Raw genomic sequence first — 21,637 nt, 5'->3', positions numbered from 1 at the left:
GTGTCAAAAAAACGAACGAGAGTTGTTGCCTCTTTCTCCGCCTTCCTGATTGTGGGTGGGCTGACGGGGATGGCAGTAGCTGGAGTTCAGATTTATCAATCGAGGGTGGACGTCGGCAGCCAAGTGTTGCCGGCGTTTGCTCCGCTTGTAAAAGATGTAACCTCGGTTCCGACAACTTCAATGTCGAGTGCCGTTTCTTATAGGCCGTATCCAAAATCCGGCGATGTCATTGGAAAAATTACCTTGCCTGCGCTTAAGACGACTTTGCCGATTATTGAAGGCACCGGTGACAAAGAACTTAAAAGGGGTGTCGGGCACTTCATAGGAAGTGTTTTGCCTGGCGAAGATGATAATTCGGTATTAGCGGGGCATAGAGATTCGGTCTTCTCGCAGTTAGGCAAACTCATCCTTGGAGATCTGGTTGTTATTAGAACTCAAGCGGGGGAGTTTACGTATCAAGTTGTGAGGTTTCGGATCGTAAATGCTGATGATCGGACTGTGATTGTTCCTACGCCCGCCGCAATGCTTACCCTCAGTACTTGTTTTCCATTTCGATACATTGGAAATGCGCCCAAGCGCTACATAGTGAGCGCTAAATTAATCGCTACCCAACTACCTGCGCCAACGGTCTGACTCATAGGCGAGCGAGAAACCAATTACCCGTTAATTCCGCAACTCGCTCAAGGGTCTCAGGTTCTTCGAATAGGTGAGTAGCACCAGGAACAATCACAAGTTGGTTTTCGCATCGAAGTTTTTCTTGCGCGCTTTGATTGAGTTGAATCACTTCGACATCATTGCCGCCGACGATGAGGAGCGTTGGGGTGTGAACCTTGGAGAGTTTCGGTCCGGCCAGGTCAGGTCGGCCTCCTCGCAAAACGACTGCTTTAATTTCTAATTCAGGGTCTGACGCAGCCCAAAGTGCCGCCGCCGCACCAGTGCTTGCTCCAAAATAGCCGATGGAGAGTGCGCCTACTCTTGAATCCCTTTTCGCCCAGAGAGTGGCACCAGTTAGTCGTTCGGCAAGAAATTCAATATCGAAGACATTTGCTCGGTTGGATTCTTCACTTGGGTCGAGGAGATCGAAGAGGAGAGTAGCTAAACCAATCGAGTTAAGCGCTTTTGCGACAAATTGATTTCGAGGACTCAAACGACTACTTCCACTTCCATGCGCGAAAATCACTAACCCTGTTGCATGTTCTGGAATGGTCAATTGCCCCGGGAGAGCGTGTCCACCCAGATCAATAGAAACACTCTCTTCTTTGGTTGCCACGTCATTCGTAAGTTCTGTGCGAAGTAAATCAATAACCTCTTCATCGCTCACACTTGCGAAATCCCGATACCATTCCCCGACTGCGAAGAAATATTCCGGAGTTTCAAGGCAGACTAGTTCGTCAGCATCTTTTTTGAGGGCTGAAGTCGCTTCTTTAGATCCCACCGGAACTGCCAGAATTATTTTCCCTGCCCCCATTGCTCTGGCAACTTTGCATGCCGCTTGAGCCGTTGAACCGGTGGCGATCCCATCATCGACAATGAGTGCGATCCGGCCTTTGAGGGACTTGGATGGTCTGCCGCCACGAAATTTCAATGCGCGAACCTTGACTTCCTCCTCCTCTCTCTTTTGCACCGTGGCGAATTCTTCGGGAGATATTTGAATCATCCGAAGAACTTCGTCGTTTGTGAAAAGCGCTCCACCTTCACCGACGGCTCCCATTGCCAACTCAGGCTGCGTCGGAACGCCAAGTTTACGTACAACAATTACGTCTAGAGGGGCATGAATAGCTTTTGAAACCTCGTGCGCAACGGGCACTCCACCTCGAGGAAGTCCGAGAACGATGACATTTTGGCCTTGCAGATATTTGAGGCGCTCACCAAGTGCGCGACCTGCATCTATGCGGTTATTGAAAATCATGATTCAACTCCTGTTGATAGGAAGTCTATTTGTTAATGAGAAGTTCATCCAGGTTTCAGCCATATTGAACACTCCCTCCAAAGTTTGTCGACCATACTCTCTGACGTGACTAAACCATCCGTTCTATTTGTTTGTATCCATAATGCCGGTCGCTCTCAAATGGCAGCTGCCTTTCTCTCGCACCTGGCCGAAGGTGCAATTGAGGTCCGTTCGGCCGGCACCCAACCTGCCGACCAGGTAAACCCTGTGGTGATTGAGGCGATGAAAGAGAAGGGGATTGATCTTCTCGGACAGACTCCTAAGGTCTTGACAGTGGAGGCAGTAGAAGAGAGCGATGTGGTTATCACTATGGGCTGTGGGGACATCTGCCCTTACTTCCCTGGGAAGCGCTATCTAGACTGGAAGTTGGACGACCCGGCTGGCACAAACATTGCGGCAATCCGCCCCATCCGCGACCAGATCGAGAAACTCGTCCGTGTTCTGATCAAGGAAATCGCCCCCGCTTAACCGGACTTGCCCTTGTCAGCCCGGGGGGCTATTTTTCGAACATATGTTCGAATTACACAACCCCGCCCAGGAGCAGCCAAATATGGCAGTCCCTTCTATTAAGCGCGCCCAGGTAAGTCAGATTGAACCCCATGAAATTCTGGTGGATGGGCTCACTCCCGTTGAATTCACCTTTCGCGGGCGACGCTTTCGTATCCACTCTGTTCTTTCTCGCTGGTGCGAGGCGGGAGGCTGGTGGAATCGCATTAGTGATGGCATGTACCGGCCTGATGATGGAGCACGTGCACTCTGGAGGGTGGAAGCTGCGCCCGTAGGAGCGCTCACTACCTTTGAGATTGAGCGCGACGAAGCCACCGGCATGTGGCGCGTGACGGTTCTCTAATGAAGACATTCACGCATCTGCATCTCTCTAGTGCTTATTCGCTCAAATATGGCACTACTCAACCATCGGATTTAGTGGCTCGGGCACGTGAGTATCAAATGCCCGCCATAGCACTTACCGATCGTGATGGTTTAGTTGGTGCAGTTCGTTTTGTTCAAAGTTGCGTTGAGTATGGAGTTGCTCCAATTATCGGAATTGATCTGGCAATTGATATAAAGAACAAGCAGGTTCTTCCTCGAAAAAGCAGGGTTAGCGGGAATGAAGGAATACTTCCCCGCGTTACCCTTCTGGCGCACGGTGATGGAGGATGGCGCTCGCTCTGCCGGCTACTCACTTCGTTGCATACATATAAAGCATCGGATGCACCGTTGATCCGGAGGATGACCCCCGTTCTTACTATTGACTTTCTCCAACGTTTCAATGAGTACAGCAGAAACCTTCTGGTTCTACACGGTCCCGAGTCACCAATCGGAGCAGCAATTGCGTTGCGGCGTCCAGATCTTGCTCTCGAACGTTTTATGCAGATGAAAGAATTATTTGCTGATCATGCAATTGAATGCGTCTCCCATTTAGTGGCAGGTGATGGTCCTCGCTCCACTGCCCATGCCGCAAGATCATTGATTTTTGCTCGCGACCAGAAGATTCCTGCCGTTCTCACAAACGCGGTGCGGATGCTCGAACGTGATGACGGACCAGTGGCAGACATTTTGGACTCTGCTCGTCAATTGGTTCCCCTGCACACTCGTCATGTCGAACGTAAAAATGCTGAAGCTTTCCTTAAATCGACAAGTGAGATGGCGGAAATGGCGGAGGAAATTGCCCGCGCCGCCGGCGAACGTACAGCACGCGAACTTCTCAGAACGACGCGAGAGTGGGCAGAGCGAGCGATACTTTCGCCCACGCTAGATATTGGTTTGGGCGGTATTCACTTACCTGAGCCGCATATCGTGGGTGCGGATTCAGCATTGCAGATGCGCTCTTTATTGCGCTCTCGAAGTGAAGCTGGCCTGCATTGGCGGTATAGCGATAATGCAACAATCGAAAAGGCCCGTCAACGATTAGATGACGAACTCTCGACAGTTGCAACTCTTGGGTATGAGTCGTATTTCCTTACCGTGGCCGACATTACCGATATGGCACGCGATCGTGGCATCCGCGTGGCGGCGCGTGGCAGTGGAGCAGGTTCTCTCATTTGTCACCTGTTGGGAATTTCTGGGGTTGATCCGCTGCAACATGGATTGCTGATGGAGCGTTTCTGTTCGCCTCTTCGACGCGCACTTCCAGATATCGATATCGATGTTGAATCCGCGAGGCGATTGGAAATTTACGATTTAGTTTTCCAGCGTTATGGCGATCCCAATTGGAGTGTCCCTGGCAATACATCACGCTGTGCGACAGTTGCCATGATTGATACTTATCGCGCCCGGCATGCAATTCGTGATACAGGTATGGCCCTTGGAGTCCCATTTGTTGAAATTGATTTGATAGCAAAATCTCTACCTCATATCCGTGCTCGCAATATTTCGCGTGCGCTGGAAACTCTTCCGGAATTGCGCGCTCTTAATCTTAAAAACCCACTAGTGGCAATGATGATTTCTTTAGCCCAACGCCTTGATGGCCTTCCTCGGCATTTAGCAATGCACCCATGCGCTGTTGTTTTATCCGATGGTGCTTTTCTTGATCGTGCACCTTTGCAAGTAAATGCTGGGGGATATCCGATGGCGGAGTTCGACAAAGATGATGTCGAAGCAGTTGGCTTGCTTAAGCTCGACATTCTAGGTGTGCGTATGCAATCAACCATTGCTTATGCGATTCAGGAGATCGGACGCTTGAGTGATGGGTCGGGAGAGGAGGCCGTTGATATTGATTCGATTGCGTTGGATGACAAGGCCACCTTTGATCTCATTCGATCGACTCGGACACTGGGTATTTTTCAAGTGGAGAGTCCGGGGCAGCGCGAACTTGTTGGCAAACTCGCCCCTCGAACATTTAGTGACCTTATTATCGACATCTCGCTCTTTCGCCCAGGACCTGTTAAGAGCGACATGATTAATCCATTTCTGCGTGCACGACATGGGTGGAGCGCTGCGCAGATCATTCATCCTGACCTTTATGAGACTCTCCGTGAGACAGAAGGGGTCGTTGTTTTCCATGAACAAGTGATCTCGATCATTTCAATTATTGCGGGCATATCTCTTGCAGAGGCCGATGAGAAGAGGCGTGCATTAGGGGATCGGCAAGGCCAACAGGATGTTTGTGATTGGTTTTATCCAGCGGCATCTGCACGCGGGTACGACGTTGCGACAATTGATGCAATTTGGAATGTTCTGCGAGCTTTTGCATCTTTTGGCTTTTGCAAAGCGCATGCCGCTGCTTTCGCTCTACCGACTTATCAGTCGGCCTGGCTTAAAGCCCATTACCCTGCTCCATTTTTAGCTGGAGTTCTGACTCATGACCCTGGTATGTACCCAAAGCGTTTAATTCTTGACGATGCACGCCAGTTAGGTGTGTTGATCGCACCTATTGATATCAATCACTCGGATGCTACATATCGAGTCGAGCGAGTCGATCCAGAAACTGCGCGGAGACCGGCAAGAGTTTTTGATGGGATGAGTACTGGAGAGACTCTTGCTTTGCCTGATGCGCGTGGATACGCGATACGCATGTCTCTGAGTGATCTTGCCGGAATTAGTGCAGAAGAAATTGAATCAGTTATTGACGGTCAGCCGTATTTAGATCTTTCAGATTTTCACTCGCGTTCTGGTGCTTCGTATCCAACAACAGAGAAACTCATTTTGGTCGGAGCTTTTGATGAGGTGCATCAAGTAGGTAGGAGTGGAATCAACCGCCGCGATCTACTTTTATACCTGAGTGACCTACACCGATCGCCAGTGCGCTCTTTAGGGGGAACGCAACTTAATTTTGGTTTTGCGCCACCAACACTCATACCTAGCGGCTTGCCGAATCTAGATGCGAGCGAGATTGTTCGCAATGAAATTACCCATTTAGGTATGGATGTGTCGCATCACCTCGTTGAGTTTTATGCTGACTTCCTTAATCAGATTGGCGCAGTGCGTTCCTCTGATCTCCTTGCCCAGCGGTCGGGAGCATCCGTTCTCGTCGCCGGAGTGAAAGTCGCTTTGCAGAGCCCACCAGTACGCTCTGGCAAACGTGTTCTTTTTCTTACTCTGGACGATGGTTATGGCTGTAATGACGCGACTTTTTTTCATGACGCCCAGCGTGATTATGCCGATGTGCTTTTTAATTCTTGGCTCTTTTTAGTGCGGGGAGATGTGCGTCGTACTGGCCCTCGAGGTGTTTCTTTACGCGCAACTGGAGCATGGGAACTCCGTGCCGCCTACGAAAAACATTCATTAAGTAGAAGTACGCTCGTGACGTGAGTACTGCCACCATCCTGCATGTCGATATGGATGCTTTCTACGCTTCAGTCGCCGAGAGAGACGATCCGACGTTGAAAGGTAAAGCAGTAGTCGTTGGAGCGGGCACGCGTGGAGTTGTTCTGTCCGCTAATTACTTGGCTCGAACATTTGGAATTCATGCAGCAATGCCAGTCGGAAGAGCTCAGCGATTGGCTCCGCAGGCAATTTTTGTTGTCCCGGACCATTCTCGGTACAGCGAAATATCAGAACACATTATGGAGATTTTTCGTTCGTACACGCCACACGTTGAACCAATCTCATTGGACGAAGCATTTCTCGACGTAACCGGGTCACGTCGATTGTTAGGTACAGGCCGTCAGATTGCAACAGAAATTCGGGCAAGGGTTGAGAAAGATGAGGGCATTACGTGTTCGGTAGGAATAGCGCCTTCTAAATTCATTGCCAAACTCGCATCAAGTCGATGCAAACCAAATGGAATGCTCGAAATCCAACCAGATCGGATACTTACTTTTCTTCATCCTTTGTCAGTCTCCGCAATTTGGGGAGTTGGTCCAAAAACGTCAGAAGCTCTTCAGCGTTTAGGCTTAAGGACAGTTGAAGATGTTGCGAAAACACCACGTGAGACTTTAATACGTGCGTTGGGTGAGGCGAATGGCGCTTCGCTTTTTGAGTTGGCGTGGGGACGCGATTATCGAGACGTTGTTTCGGATGAACCGGAAAAAAGTATTAGCGCAGCAGAGACTTTCTCGCGCGATATTGATGATCCAGAAATTATTTTGAAGGAGTACCTGCGGCTGAGTGAGAAAGCGTCCGCCCGTTTGCGAGAGAGATCTCTCTTTGCTAAAACTATTTCCATTAAAGTCCGATTTGCCGATTTCACAACGATCAACCGATCCAGGACATTGCCACTTGCAACTGATAGCTCCCATGACATTTATGAGATTGTGAAAGGTCTGTACGGAGCACTTCGAATCGATCGTGCTCGCCTTCGGTTAGTGGGAGTGAGCCTAGAGAATCTTCAGTATGGCGCTCCCGAACAGTTGATTCTGGGCTCCCGCGAGCGTGGTTGGCGCGAAGCCGAGGGGGCCGTGGACCGAGCTCAGGCTCGTTTTGGTCCAGGCAGCGTGAAGCCTGGGAGGTTAGTCAAAGGTGAAGGTGAGAAATAAGGCTTTTTTACTTTCCAGTATGCATTGAACGCCTCGATGTTCTATTGTGGATCCTAGTTAGGCAGGTAGATCTAGAAGTTGTAATGAAGTGGAAGGGGTCTCACGTGTCGCTATCAGAGCACGAGCGCAAACTCCTTGCCCAGATGGAGGAAGCGCTCTCCGCGGATGATCCGCATCTTCTCTCTGCGCTCACCGGAACACGCCTTTATCCAGGTCGCAACCGGATTCTTCTGGGGGCGACCCTGGCAATCGTAGGGATATTGACAATATTCGCTGGTTTGATCTCGAAGATGACCCCGCTGGGAATTTTAGGTTTCTTGATCTCCCTGGCAGGAGTCACTCTGGCGATTTCGGCTCTTTCCGGCGTAAGCGCCCTGCGGGTACCTAAAAACCGCCGCACCAAGAAGGGTAGGCTCAATTCACGTTTGGAAGACCGCTGGGAGAGGCGTAACTTCGACCAGTAGGTTGCTGATAAAAGAATCTAGTAATTCGCGTACTGCAGGGATCTCGCTCCGCGAGATCCCTTTTTTCATGTCTGCTCTGCCATGGAGGCAAAAAAAAGATGAAGTAAGACGGGTGGAGGAAGTGGGCGAAAGCGGGAGGGAATGGGGGAGGGTGGTTGAAAAGGGAGAGAAATGGAGTAAAGTGGGGGAATCACACGCTGGGCCTGGGGAAGGGAGCCAGAAAGTATGTTTCTCGGCACTCACGAACCGCGCCTGGATGAGAAGGGTCGCCTTATTTTGCCGGCCAAATTCCGCGATGAATTGGCCAGTGGACTTGTCATCACGAAAGGGCAAGAGCGTTGTCTCTATGTTTTTCCAGCCGCCGAGTTCGTAACAATCACTGAGAATCTGCGACAAGCTCCCGTCACATCTAAATCCGCGCGCGACTACATGCGTGTCATGTTTGCCGGCGCTCACGATGAAATTCCTGATCGTCAAGGACGGGTCACTATTCCGCAGGGCCTGCGTACTTATGCAGGACTCGAAAAAGAGTGCGTTGTTATCGGCGCAAATACTCGAGTCGAAATATGGGATGCGACTTCATGGCGTGAATACCTTGCCGACCGTGAAAAGGGATTTGCCGACGTATCGGAGGAGGTATTCCCAGGACTCTTCTAATTAAATCGAGTGGATCTCTCTTGTGGCCACCGCCGACCTTAAAGATCGGCACCCCTTCCCCGGTGCCGATGTTAAAAGTTCCGTCGGTCGGCGGTGACCAGAGGAGAGAAGTGCTTCGAAGTATCACCAATGAATTATTAATGCGTAGCAGATGAGGGAAAGAACGGGGGGAGACGATGGCACAACATGTGTCCGTGATGCTGGAACGTTGCATTGAACTACTTGCTCCCGCGATAGAACGGAGTGAAAGTCCTGTAGTTGTTGATGCAACTCTTGGCCTTGGTGGGCATACAGAGGCACTCCTAACTAAGTACTCAAACCTCAGTGTCATTGGAATCGATCGCGACGCTGAAGCGATCGAACTTGCAAAATCCCGTCTTCATTCATTCGGTGACCGATTCAAGCCGATTCATGCAATCTACGACGACATTCAAAATTGCATTGAATATTTTGGATACTCAAAAGTAAACGGAATACTTTTTGATCTTGGGATCTCCTCAATGCAGGTGGATGAAGCTGCGCGAGGATTCTCATATTCGCAAGATGCACCATTAGACATGCGAATGGATCGATCACAAGGCCGCACTGCAGCAGACTTAGTCAATTATGCAAGTAGAGACGAATTAATCTTGATTTTGCGAAAGTACGGAGAAGAGAGATTTGCTCCCCGCATTGTTGATTCAATTCTTCGCAGAAGGGCGATTTCACCTCTCAACTCAACGGCTGAATTGGCAGCCATTGTTAAAGAGAGCATCCCCGCGGCCACACGTCGAACTGGCGGCAATCCGGCAAAGCGAACCTTTCAGGCTTTAAGAATCGCAGTAAACGACGAACTTGAAGTACTAACGCGTGCAATTCCTGCGTCGATGAATGCCTTGAGTGTTGGCGGCCGATTGGTAGTCATGTCATTTCAATCTTTGGAAGATCGAATCGTTAAAAACTTCTTTTCGGCCGCAACGCAGTCTCTTACCCCAAGAGAGTTGCCAGTCGAAATCCCTGAATTAGCAGCGAAATTCAAATTAGTAGTGAAGAGCAGCGAGACTCCTTCGGCGAACGAATTGACAGAAAATTCCAGATCGCAATCCGTCAGACTCCGTGCGATTGAAAGGCTGGCTGCGTAGTGGCGCTTACTGTTCTCGCGCCTCGTCCGAGAGACCCAAGACCAACGATTGCGGATCGAAGGCCAAGGACTGCATTACGCCTTGTTCCTGACTTATCAAGCGGCGAGCAGGTGGACCGGAAGGCTTTTGTTATCTTTCTTTCTTTGGTTGGTGTAGTGGGTCTCCTTCTTCTGTTGGGGATAAATACGATGCTGGCCCAGGATGCTTTTGAGTTACGACGTTTGCAGGCCCAAGCTACGACGCTTAGCGATCAGCGCGAAGCCGTCATGAGGAAGATCGCCAATGCCTCCTCTCCCGAGGTTCTTGCGCAACGAGCTATTGCTGCAGGAATGGTTCCCTCACTAAGTCCGCGTTTCCTTTCTCTGACAGCAACGGGATTGAGTTCAGTAGGCGCCAAAGGTTAAGTATGGGAAATTTCTCTTTGTCCCGTTCGCGAATCGGAATTCTCATTGTTATTACATTAATGTTTCTAGCTTTGTTCACACTTCGGCTAGTGGATATTCAAGCGGTACAGGCAGACGCATTTGCACTTCGAGCGGCGAATGAGATGTCGACCATTTCGATTATGCCGGCTCCGCGTGGCGCGATTACAGATATCAACGGGGTGGAGTTAGCCAGAAGCGTCGCCGCCATAAACGTTGTGGTGGATCAGACCCTTATTTCCGATCCTAAGAAATTCTCCGAGATAGCAGCGCCAATATTGTCAATGAGAGTGAGCGATGTCGCGGCACAGGTTACAGGCAGGCGCCGTTGGAGTTTGGTTGCGAGAAACGTGACTCCAGCCAGGTGGATTGCCCTCAAGGATGCTTTCGCCGCGTATAACGATAAATTAAGTCGGAAAGATTTGTCTAAGCGGCTTTTTGGCTTTTACCCCGAACGCGGATATACCCGTGAATATCCTTCGGGATCGCTCATTGCTTCGCTGATCGGCTTTGTAAACCAAGCTGGTATAGGAGCGGCTGGTTTAGAGTCAAGTATGAATTCCCAGCTCACCGGAACTGAAGGAAAGTACAGTTATGCAAATGGATACGGGGCTGAAATACCAGGTTCTCAAGAAGAATTAGTCTCGGCGAAGACCGGGACGACTTTGAGATTGACGATCGATAGGGATGTTCAATGGGTCGCATCTCAAGCCATTTCGCAGGCTGTGAAAACCTCTCAGGCAATAAGCGGAACAGTCATCGTGATGGATCCAAAAACGGGAAATATTCTTGCTCATGCGACTGCACCAACGTATGACCCAAATGACACTCGAAATGTTCCACTCAGTTTGATGCGAAATCCATCAGTCCAGGATGTCTACGAACCTGGTTCGACTGGAAAAGTGATGACCCTCTCTGCCGCGATTGAGGAAGGAGCAATTACGCCATCTACAGTCTTCACTATTCCATACGCTTTCAAAGTTTCCAATCGGACTTTCCGCGATCATGAAAAGCATCCCACGGAAAGATTGACGGCGACAGGAATCCTTGCCGCATCCAGCAACGTTGGTGCAATTAAAATTGGCGAAAAACTTGATAATAGCGTCCTATATTCTTATTTAAGGAAATTCGGAGTGGGTACGAATACGGGTTCTGGACTTCCCGGGGAATCCCAAGGCGTTTTGCCAGATGTTGCGAATTGGAGCGGAACCACTGCTCCCACTGTTGCTTTTGGGCAAGGCTATTCCGTGACCGCGATGCAAGCAACGAGTATTTTTGCCACCATTGCAAATGATGGCATTAGGGTCTCTCCAACCGTTATTGCGGGTACAAGTGATTCGGATGGGCATTTCACACCAGCTAAATCTCGCGATAGCGTTCGAGTAATTAGTTCATCAACCGCAAGTGATTTGAGACTGATGATGGAAAGCGTTGTTTCTACTCGAGGCACCGCTCCTGAGGCTGCTATCCCTGGGTACCGTGTCGCCGGCAAGACCGGCACCGCACAGCGAGTGGATGAAACGTGCGGTTGTTACCGTGGTTACACTGCCTCATTCATTGGCTTTGCCCCTGCGGATAAACCTCGATATGTCATTAGCGTTACAATTCAAGCCCCCCAAGGTATCCACTGGGGTGGAACGCTTGGCGGTCCAGTGTTTAAGAAAGTGATGTCCTTTGTCTTGCAATCGCGACATGTCCCACCGACCGGAACAAAAGTCATTCCTTATCCACTTAATGAATCTCAAGTAAAGAAATCTCAGCTTCTTCTGGTCAATTCAAGAAAGGTGAAAAAGTGATGGAGAGACCAATCCTCTCACTTCCACGGTCTCTTAATTCGATCGCTATATTCTTGGGTGTGCCACTTCCAACCAACGATGTATCGATTACCGGTTTGTCGCACGCAAGCAACGAAATTATTGTAGGAGATCTCTTTATTGCACTTCCGGGTGCGAAGACGCACGGAGCGATTTTTAGTCTAGATGCCAAGAATCGTGGGGCAAAGGCAATCTTGACCGATAGCGTCGGGGCGGAAATTGCTTCGGAATTGCCTGTCCTCGTTGTGGAAAATCCTCGTCGGATTGCCGGGATTTTGAGCGCTTGGTTTTACCGCGAACCAATGCGCGAAATGTTCTGTGTGGGGATTACTGGAACCAACGGCAAAACTACAACCACCACTTTGCTCCATCAAATTTGGCGGGGCACTGGCCATGATGCTGGTTTGATTGGAACTGTAGAGACGAGAATCGGCGCTGAAGTCATTAAGAGCACGAGAACGACACCTGAGAGTCCCGACATTCAATCGCTCATGTCGATTATGCACGAAAGGCACATTAACCGCCTTGCCATGGAAGTCTCGAGTCATGCATTAGTTCTTGAGCGAATTCGCGGATCGCATTTCTCTGCAGTTGCATTTTCCAATTTGTCCCAGGACCATCTGGACTTTCATCAATCGATGGAGGAGTACTTTCAAGCTAAAGCCTCACTTTTCACATTTGAGTATTCTGACGTCGCCATAATTAACATCGATGACCCCTACGGTGCCCGGTTGGCGAGTGATTGCGAGATTCAAGTCGTTCGCGTCTCACGTAATGACGTGAGCGCAGATTGGCATTATGTCTCTGCGTCCCCGCAACAAGATGGGTTTGACGTTCTGATTCGCGGAGTGGGTGGCGTGCTGATTGAAGGAATGCTTGCCTTGCATGGGGAATTCAATCTAGATAACGCACTTATGGCGGTAGCCCTTGCGTACCAAAGTGGAGTCGATCCCATTGTGATATCGACACTTTTGCCGACGCTGACTGGTGCTCGAGGCAGGCTTGAAAGCGTGAATGTTGGACAGCCATTTGCTGCGTTCATCGATTATGCGCATTCGCCTGATTCAGTAGAACGCGTTCTCCAAACGTGTAAGACAATGACATCCGGAAGAGTTATCGCCGTCCTGGGTTGTGGTGGCGACCGAGATAAGAGCAAGCGGCCCATCATGGGGCGTGCTCTCTTGAATGGAAGTCATGTCGCCGTTTTCACGAGTGACAACCCGCGGTCGGAGGATCCGGATGAGATTTTAAAGGATATGACTAGCAATCTGAGTATTGGTGAGCCAAGTCGAGTCATTACTGATCGCCAACGGGCGATCGAGTACGCAGTATCCCTTGCCGGTTCAGATGACTTAGTGATCGTGCTGGGAAAAGGCCACGAAATTGGTCAAGAAATTGCCGGGGCAGTCTTTCCATTCGATGACAAATTAGTTATGGCCGCTGCAATTGAGGGACGATCATGATCGAGTTAACTGCCGGGGATATTTCCGCGATCGTAGGCGGAGAGCTTTTCGCTCCGAACGATCTACTCGTGACTCGAGCACCTTCGTTTGATTCGAGGGCAGTGGAACCTGGGTCGATCTTTCTAGCCCTCAAAGGCGAATATGCTGATGGTCACATCTTTGCGCCCGATGCAATTGAGAATGGTGCAGTACTCGTATTTTCTACTAGAAAATTGGATGTCGCATGCATTGTTGTGGATGATGTTTTGGTGGCCCTGGGCGTCCTCGCCCATTTTGTTCGACAAAGACTTACCTCCATGACAGTTATAGGAATCACTGGATCGCAAGGCAAAACGACAACTAAAGATTTGCTCGCCTGGGTACTTAGCCTCCACGGCGAGACGGTTGCGTCATCAGGTAGCTTCAATAATGAATTAGGCGTTCCGATCACGCTTTTGCATTGCACTGAAAGGACTAAATACTGCGTAGTGGAAATGGGAGCCCGTCACATAGGTGACATCCAAGTCCTTTGTGAGATTGTGGAGCCTGATATCGGAGTGATTCTTGAAATTGGAAGCGCGCATTCGGGTGAATTTGGGTCGAGAGAGGCGATTGCGCAGGCAAAGTCGGAAATTATCCATAATCTCCGTGAAGGTGGCACGGCAATACTGGGTAGGTATGATGAACTCACGCCAAAAATGGCAAACGGACTAGATTTGAAGGTTCTAACTTTTGGTCAAACACATGAAGCGCAGGTACGCGCTACGGACATCGATATTCGAGAGGGAAGAGCACATTTCGATTTAGTGACGCCCGATGGAAGGGCAGCGGTAGCACTTCGACTCATAGGCGCACACCAGATCCCAAATGCTCTTGCTGCCGCGAGTGTTTGTACCGCACTTCATATCCCCCTGGACTTAATTGCTGGTGGTTTATCTACCGCAGAAATGCGAAATAAGTGGCGAATGGAACTGCACGAGTTGAATGATCTGCTCCTTATCAATGACGCGTACAACGCGAATCCAGAATCCACGGCAGCGGCTCTCCGAACGCTCTCACTTTTTGCGCAGGAGCGCGGTGGTCAATCATGGGCTTTCCTTGGGAAGATGCACGAGTTGGGAGCGTCCTCCAAAAATGAGCACGCTAAGATAGGCGCCTTAGCGCAATCCTTGGGAATAGACCATCTAGTGTGCGTGAATGAGCCTGGTTATGCGCAGGATCTTCCATCTACCGGAGCGGAGATGGTTGTGCACTTTCCTAAAAATAAGTCCGATGCGCTCTTTGTCGCGGAACATTTTTCTCCTGGCGATGTTGTTTTAGTTAAGGCCTCTCGTGCAGAACAAATGGAAGAATTGGCTGAAGACTTGATGAAACGCTGGGAGCAACTGGGGACAACTGGGACCGAAAGGTGAGTGACGAAGAGTGAGAGAAATCCTAATTGCGGGAGCTATCGCGCTTTTTGTGAGCCTCTTTGGAACCCCCGTCCTCATTCGGGTCCTCGCGAAAAAAGGTTATGGGCAAATAATAAGAGACGATGGGCCAAGTAGCCATCACACTAAACGCGGGACACCCACCATGGGTGGAATCATTATTATTTTCGCATCGCTGGTAGGTTTTTTCTTGAGTCATATTGTGACTCGAGTAAGCGTGAGTATCTCTGCACTGTTGGTTATTGGTCTCATCATCTCCCTAGGCATCCTCGGTTTCATGGATGATTGGTTGAAGGTTTCGCGGCAGAAATCACTTGGCCTTACTGGTCGACAGAAGATTTTAGGTCAGACGATTTTTGCAGCCGTCTTTGGTGCACTTGGAATTCATTTTGCTGACAAAGATGGATTTACTCCACTCTCACTCTATCTTTCAACTGTTCGCGACACCTCCATCAAGCTAGGTGCTGTTCTCGTTGTTATTTGGATTGTCATAATGGTTACATCAACAAGCAATGGTGTAAATCTCACGGATGGCCTCGACGGATTGGCAACTGGAGCTTCCGTTATGACGTTTCTTTCATTCCTTTTAATAGGCGTGTGGGAGTTTGGTGAGGGATGTGCAGTAACTCCGGGACTTAATTGCTATCAGGTCCGCGATCCGCTTGATCTGGCGGTGCTCTCTGCTTCACTTGCTGGCGCGTGTACGGGCTTTCTCTGGTGGAACGCATCGCCGGCCAAAATATTTATGGGGGATACTGGATCACTTGCCCTGGGCGGCGCCCTCGCTGGACTTGCCGCCACATTGCGTACTCAATTGCTTCTCATTCCGCTGGGCGGGCTATTCGTCATCATCACGGCTTCCGTAATCATTCAAAGACTCTATTTCAAAATTTCCGGAGGCAAACGAGTCTTTAAAATGGCACCTCTTCAGCATCATTTTGAATTGAGTGGCTGGGGAGAAGTGACCATCGTTCTTCGGTTTTGGATTATTGCGGGACTCTGTGTGGCTTTTGGGCTGGGACTCTTTTATGCCCAGTGGGTTGTGAAATAGAAATGAAGAAAGCCGATATAGCCCAGGCACGGGTGCTAATTATCGGAGCGGGTGTCACGGGAAGTTCAGTCGCACAAGTCCTCCGTGACCTCGGTTCAGAGATTCATATTTTTGATGACAATCAGATCGACAATGCCGACGTGAGGTTTATCTCTTTAGATGGTGCCCTCAAAGGTATTTGGAGTTTCGCCATCGTCTCTCCAGGCTGGCATCCGGATCATCCACTCATCGTCCACTTGTTGAGCCAAGGCACAAGGGTGATGAGCGAGGTTGATTTGGCCTGGCTTCTTCGTTGCGAGCTGCAACCTTCGCAGACCTGGCTCGCCGTCACTGGCACGAATGGCAAGACGACGACCGTCGAATTGGCGACAGCGATGTTGCAGGCGGGGGGACTCAAGGCCAAGGCATGTGGAAATGTTGGAGAAACAGTCATTGAAGCAGTAATAGACGGAGGCGGATTGGATTATCTGATTTTGGAACTCTCCTCATTTCAGTTGCAGTGGAGCGAGTTACCTGGATTCAAATCCGTTGCCATTTTGAATATTGCAGACGACCATGTCGATTGGCATGGCAGTTTTGAAAATTATGTGGCTGCAAAAATACGGATACTTAACAGGACTGATCTGGCAATTCTTAATGCTGATGATTCGAAAACTGTAGAAGCCGTCGAAAAGTGGGAAGGACGAAAAGTCTTTTTCTCGTTGAATTCGCCTAAACCAGGAGAACTGGGCGTAGTGGAGGACTTGTTGGTAGATCGATCATTCGTATTGGATTCGGATGAAGCAGCGCTGATTGCTCAACTTGATGAGGTCCATCCGCACGCACCTCATAGCATTTCAAATACCCTGGCTGCAGCCGGATTGGCTCGAAGTGTCGGCGTCTCACATCAAGTTATCCGACAAGCAGTGCATAATTTCCGTCCTGGACGACATCGAATTGAAACCGTTATGGAATTGGACGGAATCACTTGGGTAAATGATTCCAAGGCAACCAACCCGCACGCTGCGGCCGCTTCTCTGGCGTCATACCCTTCCATCGTGTGGATTGCTGGCGGGTTGGCAAAAGGTGCGTCGATGACCGATTTGGTGAAGCGGTCTGCAGGGCACCTCAAGGCCGTGATTTTAATTGGACAGGATCGTGAATTAGTTGCCAGAGCATTGTCAGAAGCAGCTCTTGAAATCCCTTGCATAAGGGTGGATAAGGACCTGACGGGGGCAGTGCCCCTAATGGAACATGTAGTACGCGAGGCTAAGCAAATTGCCCAAGCTGGGGATGTGGTGCTTCTCGCTCCCGCTTGCGCTTCTATGGATCAATTTATTTCATACGCTGACCGGGGAGATCAATTCACCGCCGCAGTTAAGAAGTTGGTGGGGTCCTAATGAGATCCAAAAGTTTCCTTTTCCAACCGACGAGCTCGTATTACCTCCTGTTGGTGAGCACCGCGGCTTTGACAGGTTTGGGACTGGTTATGGTCCTATCAGCGTCATCCATCCATTCTTTAGAGACAAGCGGTTCTTCATTTTCCATATTCTTCCGCCAACTCATTTTTTTAGTTATTGCGATTCCGATTGGCTTACTTTCCTCGCGCATTCCAATTAGAACATGGAAATTGGTCGCTCGTTATTCTTTCCTCGGATCGATACTGATGCTCCTACTGCTTCAGATTTCTGGAATGGGAAATTCCGTCAATGGAAACCGAAACTGGATTGCCTTCGGTCCAGTTGTCTTTCAGCCTAGTGAATTTGCTAAGTTCTTCATGATTCTGTGGGCTGGATTCATGCTCGCTAAGCAGGAAGAGGCAAAAAAATCGAGGTCAAATGTAATTGCGGTACTTGTCCCAACTTTCTTTGCCATAATGTTGTTGGTGATGATAGGCAACGATCTTGGCAATGCGGTGATCTTCGCCGCAATCTTAGTAGCCCTACTTTTTGTCTCGGGGATTCAACTTCGACTCATCGGGGTCACAGGCGTGCTTGGCCTAAGTATGGTTGCTGCTTTGATTATTACTGTTCCAAATCGAATGCGCCGTCTCCTGGTTGTCCTTCACCCGTTCTCTCCGGAGTACTATAAACTTTCGGGCTGGCAGCCCGCCCACAGCATTATGGGACTGGCAAGTGGCGGTCTATTCGGAGTGGGTCTTGGTGCAAGTCGCCAAAAGTGGGGAAATTTAGCAGAGGCACATACGGATTTCATTTTCTCCGTCATTGGCGAAGAACTGGGACTTGTAGGAACCCTCGTTGTGCTTGCGTTGTTTGCAATATTGATATTGGCTATTTTACGGATCGCGATTTGCGCTAAAGATCCCTTTGTCCGTTTCGTGAGCGCAGGTATTGGTTGCTGGCTGGCGGTGCAAGTTGTACTAAATATCGGTTCGGCAACCAGTCTTATCCCTGTAGTCGGGGTGACTCTCCCACTTCTTTCTTATGGCGGATCCTCACTTATCGCGACGTATTTGGCACTTGGTTTTGTCATTGGAGCCGCATTGCGAGATCCTGTCCTTTCGCCAAAGTTGGCGCGAAGAAAGGTCCGTAAGTAATGGATGCTGACAAACCACGGGAAATTGTCTTGGCTGGGGGCGGAACTGCTGGTCATGTGGAGCCTGCTCTTGCCATTGCTCGTGCCTGGCGAACAAAGTATGCCGATGATTCCTTACTCTTTCTCGGAACTTCTACAGGTCTGGAGAATTCACTCGTACCAGCAGCTGGTTTTACTGTGACCAATATTCCTAAAGTGGCTATGCCACGTTCATTCGGTATTGATTTTATAAAATTGCCTTTTTCCCTGTGGCGTGCGGTTCGAGAAGCAGAGAAGGTCATCGAAGGCGCCGACTTATTAGTTGGTTTTGGCGGGTATTTGTCAGCATCAGCGTATATTGCGGCTCGAATGGCGAGAGTTCCGATTGTCATTCATGAGGCAAACGCGAAAGTTGGCTGGGCCAACCGCCTCGGATCCTTCTTTACAAACTGCCTTGCCATCGCTCATCCGATTAAATCCGGGCGTTTTTCACGCGCTAAAGTCACGGGGCTTCCGTTGCGAGAAGACGTGAAAGCCGCAGTGAGGGAATCCGCTTCAAATTGGAAAGGTGCTCGTATCCAGGCAAAGAGAGAATTAGGGTGGGAGCAAGGTAAACCCCTTATTCTCGTTCTTGGTGGCTCTCAAGGATCTACGTTCATTAATGCCGAAATTTCTCGAGTTCTTCCGAGTCTGGCGACTAAGGGAATTCAAATTTTGCACTCGGTTGGCTCTAGGAATGAGTTGCCTACGAGCTCTCAGTCTTATCGCGCGGTTCCTTATATTCGTGACATGGCTACTGCTTATTTGGCAGCGGATCTCATCATTGCCAGAAGTGGGGCGGTCACGTGCGCGGAAGTAGGGGCACTCGGGAGGAGAGCGCTCTTTATCCCACTTCCAATTGGCAATGGTGAACAAGCTCGTAATGCGGATTTTTTAGTTCAGGCGAATCGGGCGCTGGTTGTAGATCAGAAGACATTTTCCGCGACTTGGCTCTTAGAACACCTGGATGATTTGTTACTAGCCAGTGCGCGAACACCGCTGGCTGGATTGAATGATGATCTCGGTGCTGAAGATAAAATTATGGCTCTTATGGAGCGCGCAATCGACGGTCAATGTAAATGAAAATGCAACTGAAGGATCTGCAAGGCAAGCGTGTCCATTTCGTCGGAATTGGCGGAGCTGGCATGAGCGGGCTGGCACGGATAATGGCATCTGAAGGTGTACACGTTACTGGATCCGATCTAAAAGAGTCATCTGTGCTTGCCGCACTTCGCGCGCTCGGTGTCCGTGCGACAGAGGGACACGAAGGTAAAAACGTTGAAGGAGCGGACTTCGTAGTTTTCTCAAGCGCAATTCTGTCCGAGAATCCCGAACTTGTTCGTGCTCGTGAATTGAAGATCCCCTGCCTGACTCGCGCCCAAGCACTCTCAATTCTTATGTCAGAATCTAAGAGTGTCGCCGTAGCAGGGACGCACGGCAAAACAACGACTACTTCCATGTTAACTGTGGCAATTCAAGGATGCGGTGAGGATCCATCTTTTGCAATCGGAGGCATATTAAAGGCATCTGGTTCGAACGCTCATAAAGGAACTGGCCAATATTTTGTGGCCGAGGCCGATGAATCCGACGGATCCTTTGTTGAGTACCATCCTTACGGTGCAATCATCACAAATATCGAACATGACCACGTCGATTTTTTTGACACACCTGAGTCTGTTTTTGTTGCCTTTGCCGATTTTGTAAGGACTATTTCATCAGATGGATTTCTTGTTTATTGTGCTGACGATAGTGGTGCATCATCTATTGGAAAGACCGTGACCCATTGCAAAACATTCACTTACGGAGCGAGCCAAGAATCTGATTTGCATATTGATCAAATTCAGCTCTCTCCTGCAACATCGCGTGCTCGTGCTGTGTGGCAGGGTAGATCGATTGGATTTCTGGAACTGCAAACGCCAGGTCACCACAATCTCCTAAACGCCGCTGCAGCTTTGACGGCCGGCCTCGCACTTGGACTTCCGGCGGCTCAACTTATGGGCGGTTTAGCGACTTTTCATGGCACGGGACGTAGATTCGAACTAAAAGGACAAGTTCATGGGATTCGAGTCATCGATGATTACGGACATCATCCCACTGAGATTCGAGTCACTTTGGAGACAGCAAGGCGTTACGCAACGGATGGTCGACTGCTGGTAATTTTTCAACCACACCGTTACTCGCGCACGCGAGCTTTCACCCCTCAGTTTGCGGAAGCATTGGATCAGGCGGATCACGCATGGATACTTGAAGTATATGCATCGAGCGAAAAACCGATCCCAGGAGTGAGTGGATTGTCAATTACAAAATTAATGAAGAGTGGAACATTCGAGCCTAATTTCATGTCCGCGATTTCCGAAGTAGTTGAAGCGGCGAAACCTGGCGATGTAATTCTCACTCTTGGTGCCGGAGACGTAAGCTCCCTTGGACCTATCATCGTTGAAGCATTATCGTTGAAATACTCCGAAAAGAAATGACTGGAAAAACTCAAAAGATCAAACGTCGATTCATTCTTGCGTTGACCATATTGCTCGTCGTGACTTTGGCGTATGCGCTCGGTTGGACTTCGCTCTTCACAGTAAAACATGTGCGGGTGGTAGGAGCACCAACCACCTCCCAGTCGTTGTTGATTAGGGAAAGTATCAAGGTCGGTGAGAAGATGGCACGTCTCGAGACTAGAGCAGTTTCTAATTCACTAAGAAAATACACGTGGCTTGACCATGCTCAAATTAGTCGGGACTGGCTAAAAGGGTCCGTGACGATTCGCGTGTGGACACGAACGCCAGTGGCCGTGTTCCGAAACCACTTGATTGATAGCAACGGAGTTCTTTTCGATCTACCCAATGACCAGATCCCTCACTTGCCGCAAATCACGGCGTCCAAAATTGCACCTGCAAAGTTCGCACTTGAGTTGCTTCTGGATTTTCCAACCAATTTTCGAGCAGAGATAATAGATGTTCGTGCGCAGGGCAGTCATACCGCAATTTTGACTGTCCGAACAACGCTTCTAAGTCCATCTAGAAATGTAAATGTTATTTGGGGCGACCTAACCGACACAGACTTGAAAATACGAGTATTTAACGCTCTTCTATCGCTGCCAGAGAATGCGAAAGTTCAAACGATCAATGTTTCTGCTCCACATGCACCCATCGTTAAATAATTTGGGAGATTAGTCTTTCGGTTTTCTTGGTTCATTAGAATTACTCCGCTGAAAACGTGTCGGTATTTGCACACTTCGGCTGTGCGCTCTACTTTCACCTTGTACATAAAGAGAACCATAATTCTCAACTTGAGGTTCATAGTTCATAAGGAGGATACATC

Annotated in this window: 19 protein-coding genes; 18 read left to right on the top strand and 1 reads right to left on the bottom strand. The window is 49.5% G+C overall.

The window, feature by feature from the left end; genetic code table 11:
• On the top strand, positions 1 to 633 hold the full coding sequence (locus VMW30_06345) for a class D sortase (GenBank protein ID HUW87976.1): 633 nt from the start codon (positions 1 to 3) through the stop codon (positions 631 to 633).
• Position 634: 1 nt separating this feature from the next.
• Here VMW30_06345 and VMW30_06340 read toward each other — a convergent pair whose 3' ends face one another.
• Positions 635 to 1,909, bottom strand: coding sequence for a phosphoribosyltransferase family protein (locus VMW30_06340; GenBank protein HUW87975.1), 1,275 nt, complete (start codon positions 1,907 to 1,909; stop codon positions 635 to 637).
• Between the two features lie 105 nt (positions 1,910 to 2,014).
• Between VMW30_06340 and VMW30_06335 the strand changes: the two genes are divergently transcribed.
• From VMW30_06335 to VMW30_06255, 17 genes are all read left to right on the top strand, one after another.
• A complete protein-coding gene (locus tag VMW30_06335) occupies positions 2,015 to 2,416 on the top strand; it encodes an arsenate reductase ArsC (protein HUW87974.1) in 402 nt (133 codons plus the stop codon).
• 82 nt (positions 2,417 to 2,498) lie between these two features.
• A complete protein-coding gene (locus VMW30_06330; GenBank protein HUW87973.1) occupies positions 2,499 to 2,798 on the top strand; it encodes a DUF6504 family protein in 300 nt (99 codons plus the stop codon).
• Positions 2,798 to 6,199 carry a DNA polymerase III subunit alpha gene (gene dnaE, locus VMW30_06325; GenBank protein HUW87972.1) on the top strand — a complete coding sequence of 1,134 codons (3,402 nt, stop codon included), beginning with the start codon at positions 2,798 to 2,800 and terminating at the stop codon, positions 6,197 to 6,199. Before VMW30_06330 ends, dnaE begins: the two co-directional genes overlap by 1 nt.
• On the top strand, positions 6,196 to 7,365 hold the full coding sequence (dinB, locus tag VMW30_06320) for a DNA polymerase IV (protein HUW87971.1): 1,170 nt from the start codon (positions 6,196 to 6,198) through the stop codon (positions 7,363 to 7,365). The genes dnaE and dinB overlap by 4 nt, the downstream gene beginning before the upstream one ends.
• Before the next feature lie 104 nt (positions 7,366 to 7,469).
• Positions 7,470 to 7,829, top strand: a complete 360-nt coding sequence (locus tag VMW30_06315; protein HUW87970.1) for a DUF3040 domain-containing protein — start codon at positions 7,470 to 7,472, stop codon at positions 7,827 to 7,829.
• Between the two features lie 225 nt (positions 7,830 to 8,054).
• Positions 8,055 to 8,486 carry a division/cell wall cluster transcriptional repressor MraZ gene (mraZ, locus tag VMW30_06310; GenBank protein ID HUW87969.1) on the top strand — a complete coding sequence of 144 codons (432 nt, stop codon included), beginning with the start codon at positions 8,055 to 8,057 and terminating at the stop codon, positions 8,484 to 8,486.
• Positions 8,487 to 8,662: 176 nt separating this feature from the next.
• A complete protein-coding gene (gene rsmH / locus VMW30_06305; GenBank protein ID HUW87968.1) occupies positions 8,663 to 9,607 on the top strand; it encodes a 16S rRNA (cytosine(1402)-N(4))-methyltransferase RsmH in 945 nt (314 codons plus the stop codon).
• On the top strand, positions 9,607 to 10,011 hold the full coding sequence (locus VMW30_06300; protein ID HUW87967.1) for a hypothetical protein: 405 nt from the start codon (positions 9,607 to 9,609) through the stop codon (positions 10,009 to 10,011). The genes rsmH and VMW30_06300 overlap by 1 nt, the downstream gene beginning before the upstream one ends.
• Before the next feature lie 17 nt (positions 10,012 to 10,028).
• A complete protein-coding gene (locus tag VMW30_06295; protein ID HUW87966.1) occupies positions 10,029 to 11,825 on the top strand; it encodes a penicillin-binding protein 2 in 1,797 nt (598 codons plus the stop codon).
• Entirely contained in the window at positions 11,825 to 13,306 is a 1,482-nt protein-coding gene (locus VMW30_06290; protein ID HUW87965.1) for a UDP-N-acetylmuramoyl-L-alanyl-D-glutamate--2,6-diaminopimelate ligase, read from the top strand. The genes VMW30_06295 and VMW30_06290 overlap by 1 nt, the downstream gene beginning before the upstream one ends.
• Positions 13,303 to 14,697 carry a UDP-N-acetylmuramoyl-tripeptide--D-alanyl-D-alanine ligase gene (gene murF / locus VMW30_06285; protein HUW87964.1) on the top strand — a complete coding sequence of 465 codons (1,395 nt, stop codon included), beginning with the start codon at positions 13,303 to 13,305 and terminating at the stop codon, positions 14,695 to 14,697. The genes VMW30_06290 and murF overlap by 4 nt, the downstream gene beginning before the upstream one ends.
• A gap of 10 nt (positions 14,698 to 14,707) precedes the next feature.
• Entirely contained in the window at positions 14,708 to 15,766 is a 1,059-nt protein-coding gene (mraY, locus tag VMW30_06280) for a phospho-N-acetylmuramoyl-pentapeptide-transferase (GenBank protein ID HUW87963.1), read from the top strand.
• Between the two features lie 2 nt (positions 15,767 to 15,768).
• Positions 15,769 to 17,145, top strand: coding sequence for a UDP-N-acetylmuramoyl-L-alanine--D-glutamate ligase (murD, locus tag VMW30_06275; protein HUW87962.1), 1,377 nt, complete (start codon positions 15,769 to 15,771; stop codon positions 17,143 to 17,145).
• Positions 17,145 to 18,302 carry a putative lipid II flippase FtsW gene (ftsW, locus tag VMW30_06270; protein ID HUW87961.1) on the top strand — a complete coding sequence of 386 codons (1,158 nt, stop codon included), beginning with the start codon at positions 17,145 to 17,147 and terminating at the stop codon, positions 18,300 to 18,302. The genes murD and ftsW overlap by 1 nt, the downstream gene beginning before the upstream one ends.
• Positions 18,302 to 19,402, top strand: coding sequence for a UDP-N-acetylglucosamine--N-acetylmuramyl-(pentapeptide) pyrophosphoryl-undecaprenol N-acetylglucosamine transferase (locus VMW30_06265; protein ID HUW87960.1), 1,101 nt, complete (start codon positions 18,302 to 18,304; stop codon positions 19,400 to 19,402). Before ftsW ends, VMW30_06265 begins: the two co-directional genes overlap by 1 nt.
• On the top strand, positions 19,399 to 20,793 hold the full coding sequence (gene murC, locus VMW30_06260) for a UDP-N-acetylmuramate--L-alanine ligase (GenBank protein HUW87959.1): 1,395 nt from the start codon (positions 19,399 to 19,401) through the stop codon (positions 20,791 to 20,793). Before VMW30_06265 ends, murC begins: the two co-directional genes overlap by 4 nt.
• Positions 20,790 to 21,476, top strand: coding sequence for an FtsQ-type POTRA domain-containing protein (locus tag VMW30_06255; GenBank protein HUW87958.1), 687 nt, complete (start codon positions 20,790 to 20,792; stop codon positions 21,474 to 21,476). Before murC ends, VMW30_06255 begins: the two co-directional genes overlap by 4 nt.
• Positions 21,477 to 21,637: the final 161 nt, after the last annotated feature.

The sequence above is a fragment of the Candidatus Paceibacterota bacterium genome, from assembly GCA_035530615.1.
Taxonomy (GTDB): Bacteria; Actinomycetota; Actinomycetes; order Nanopelagicales; family Nanopelagicaceae; genus QYPT01.
This window is presented reverse-complemented; position numbering and strand designations above follow the sequence as displayed.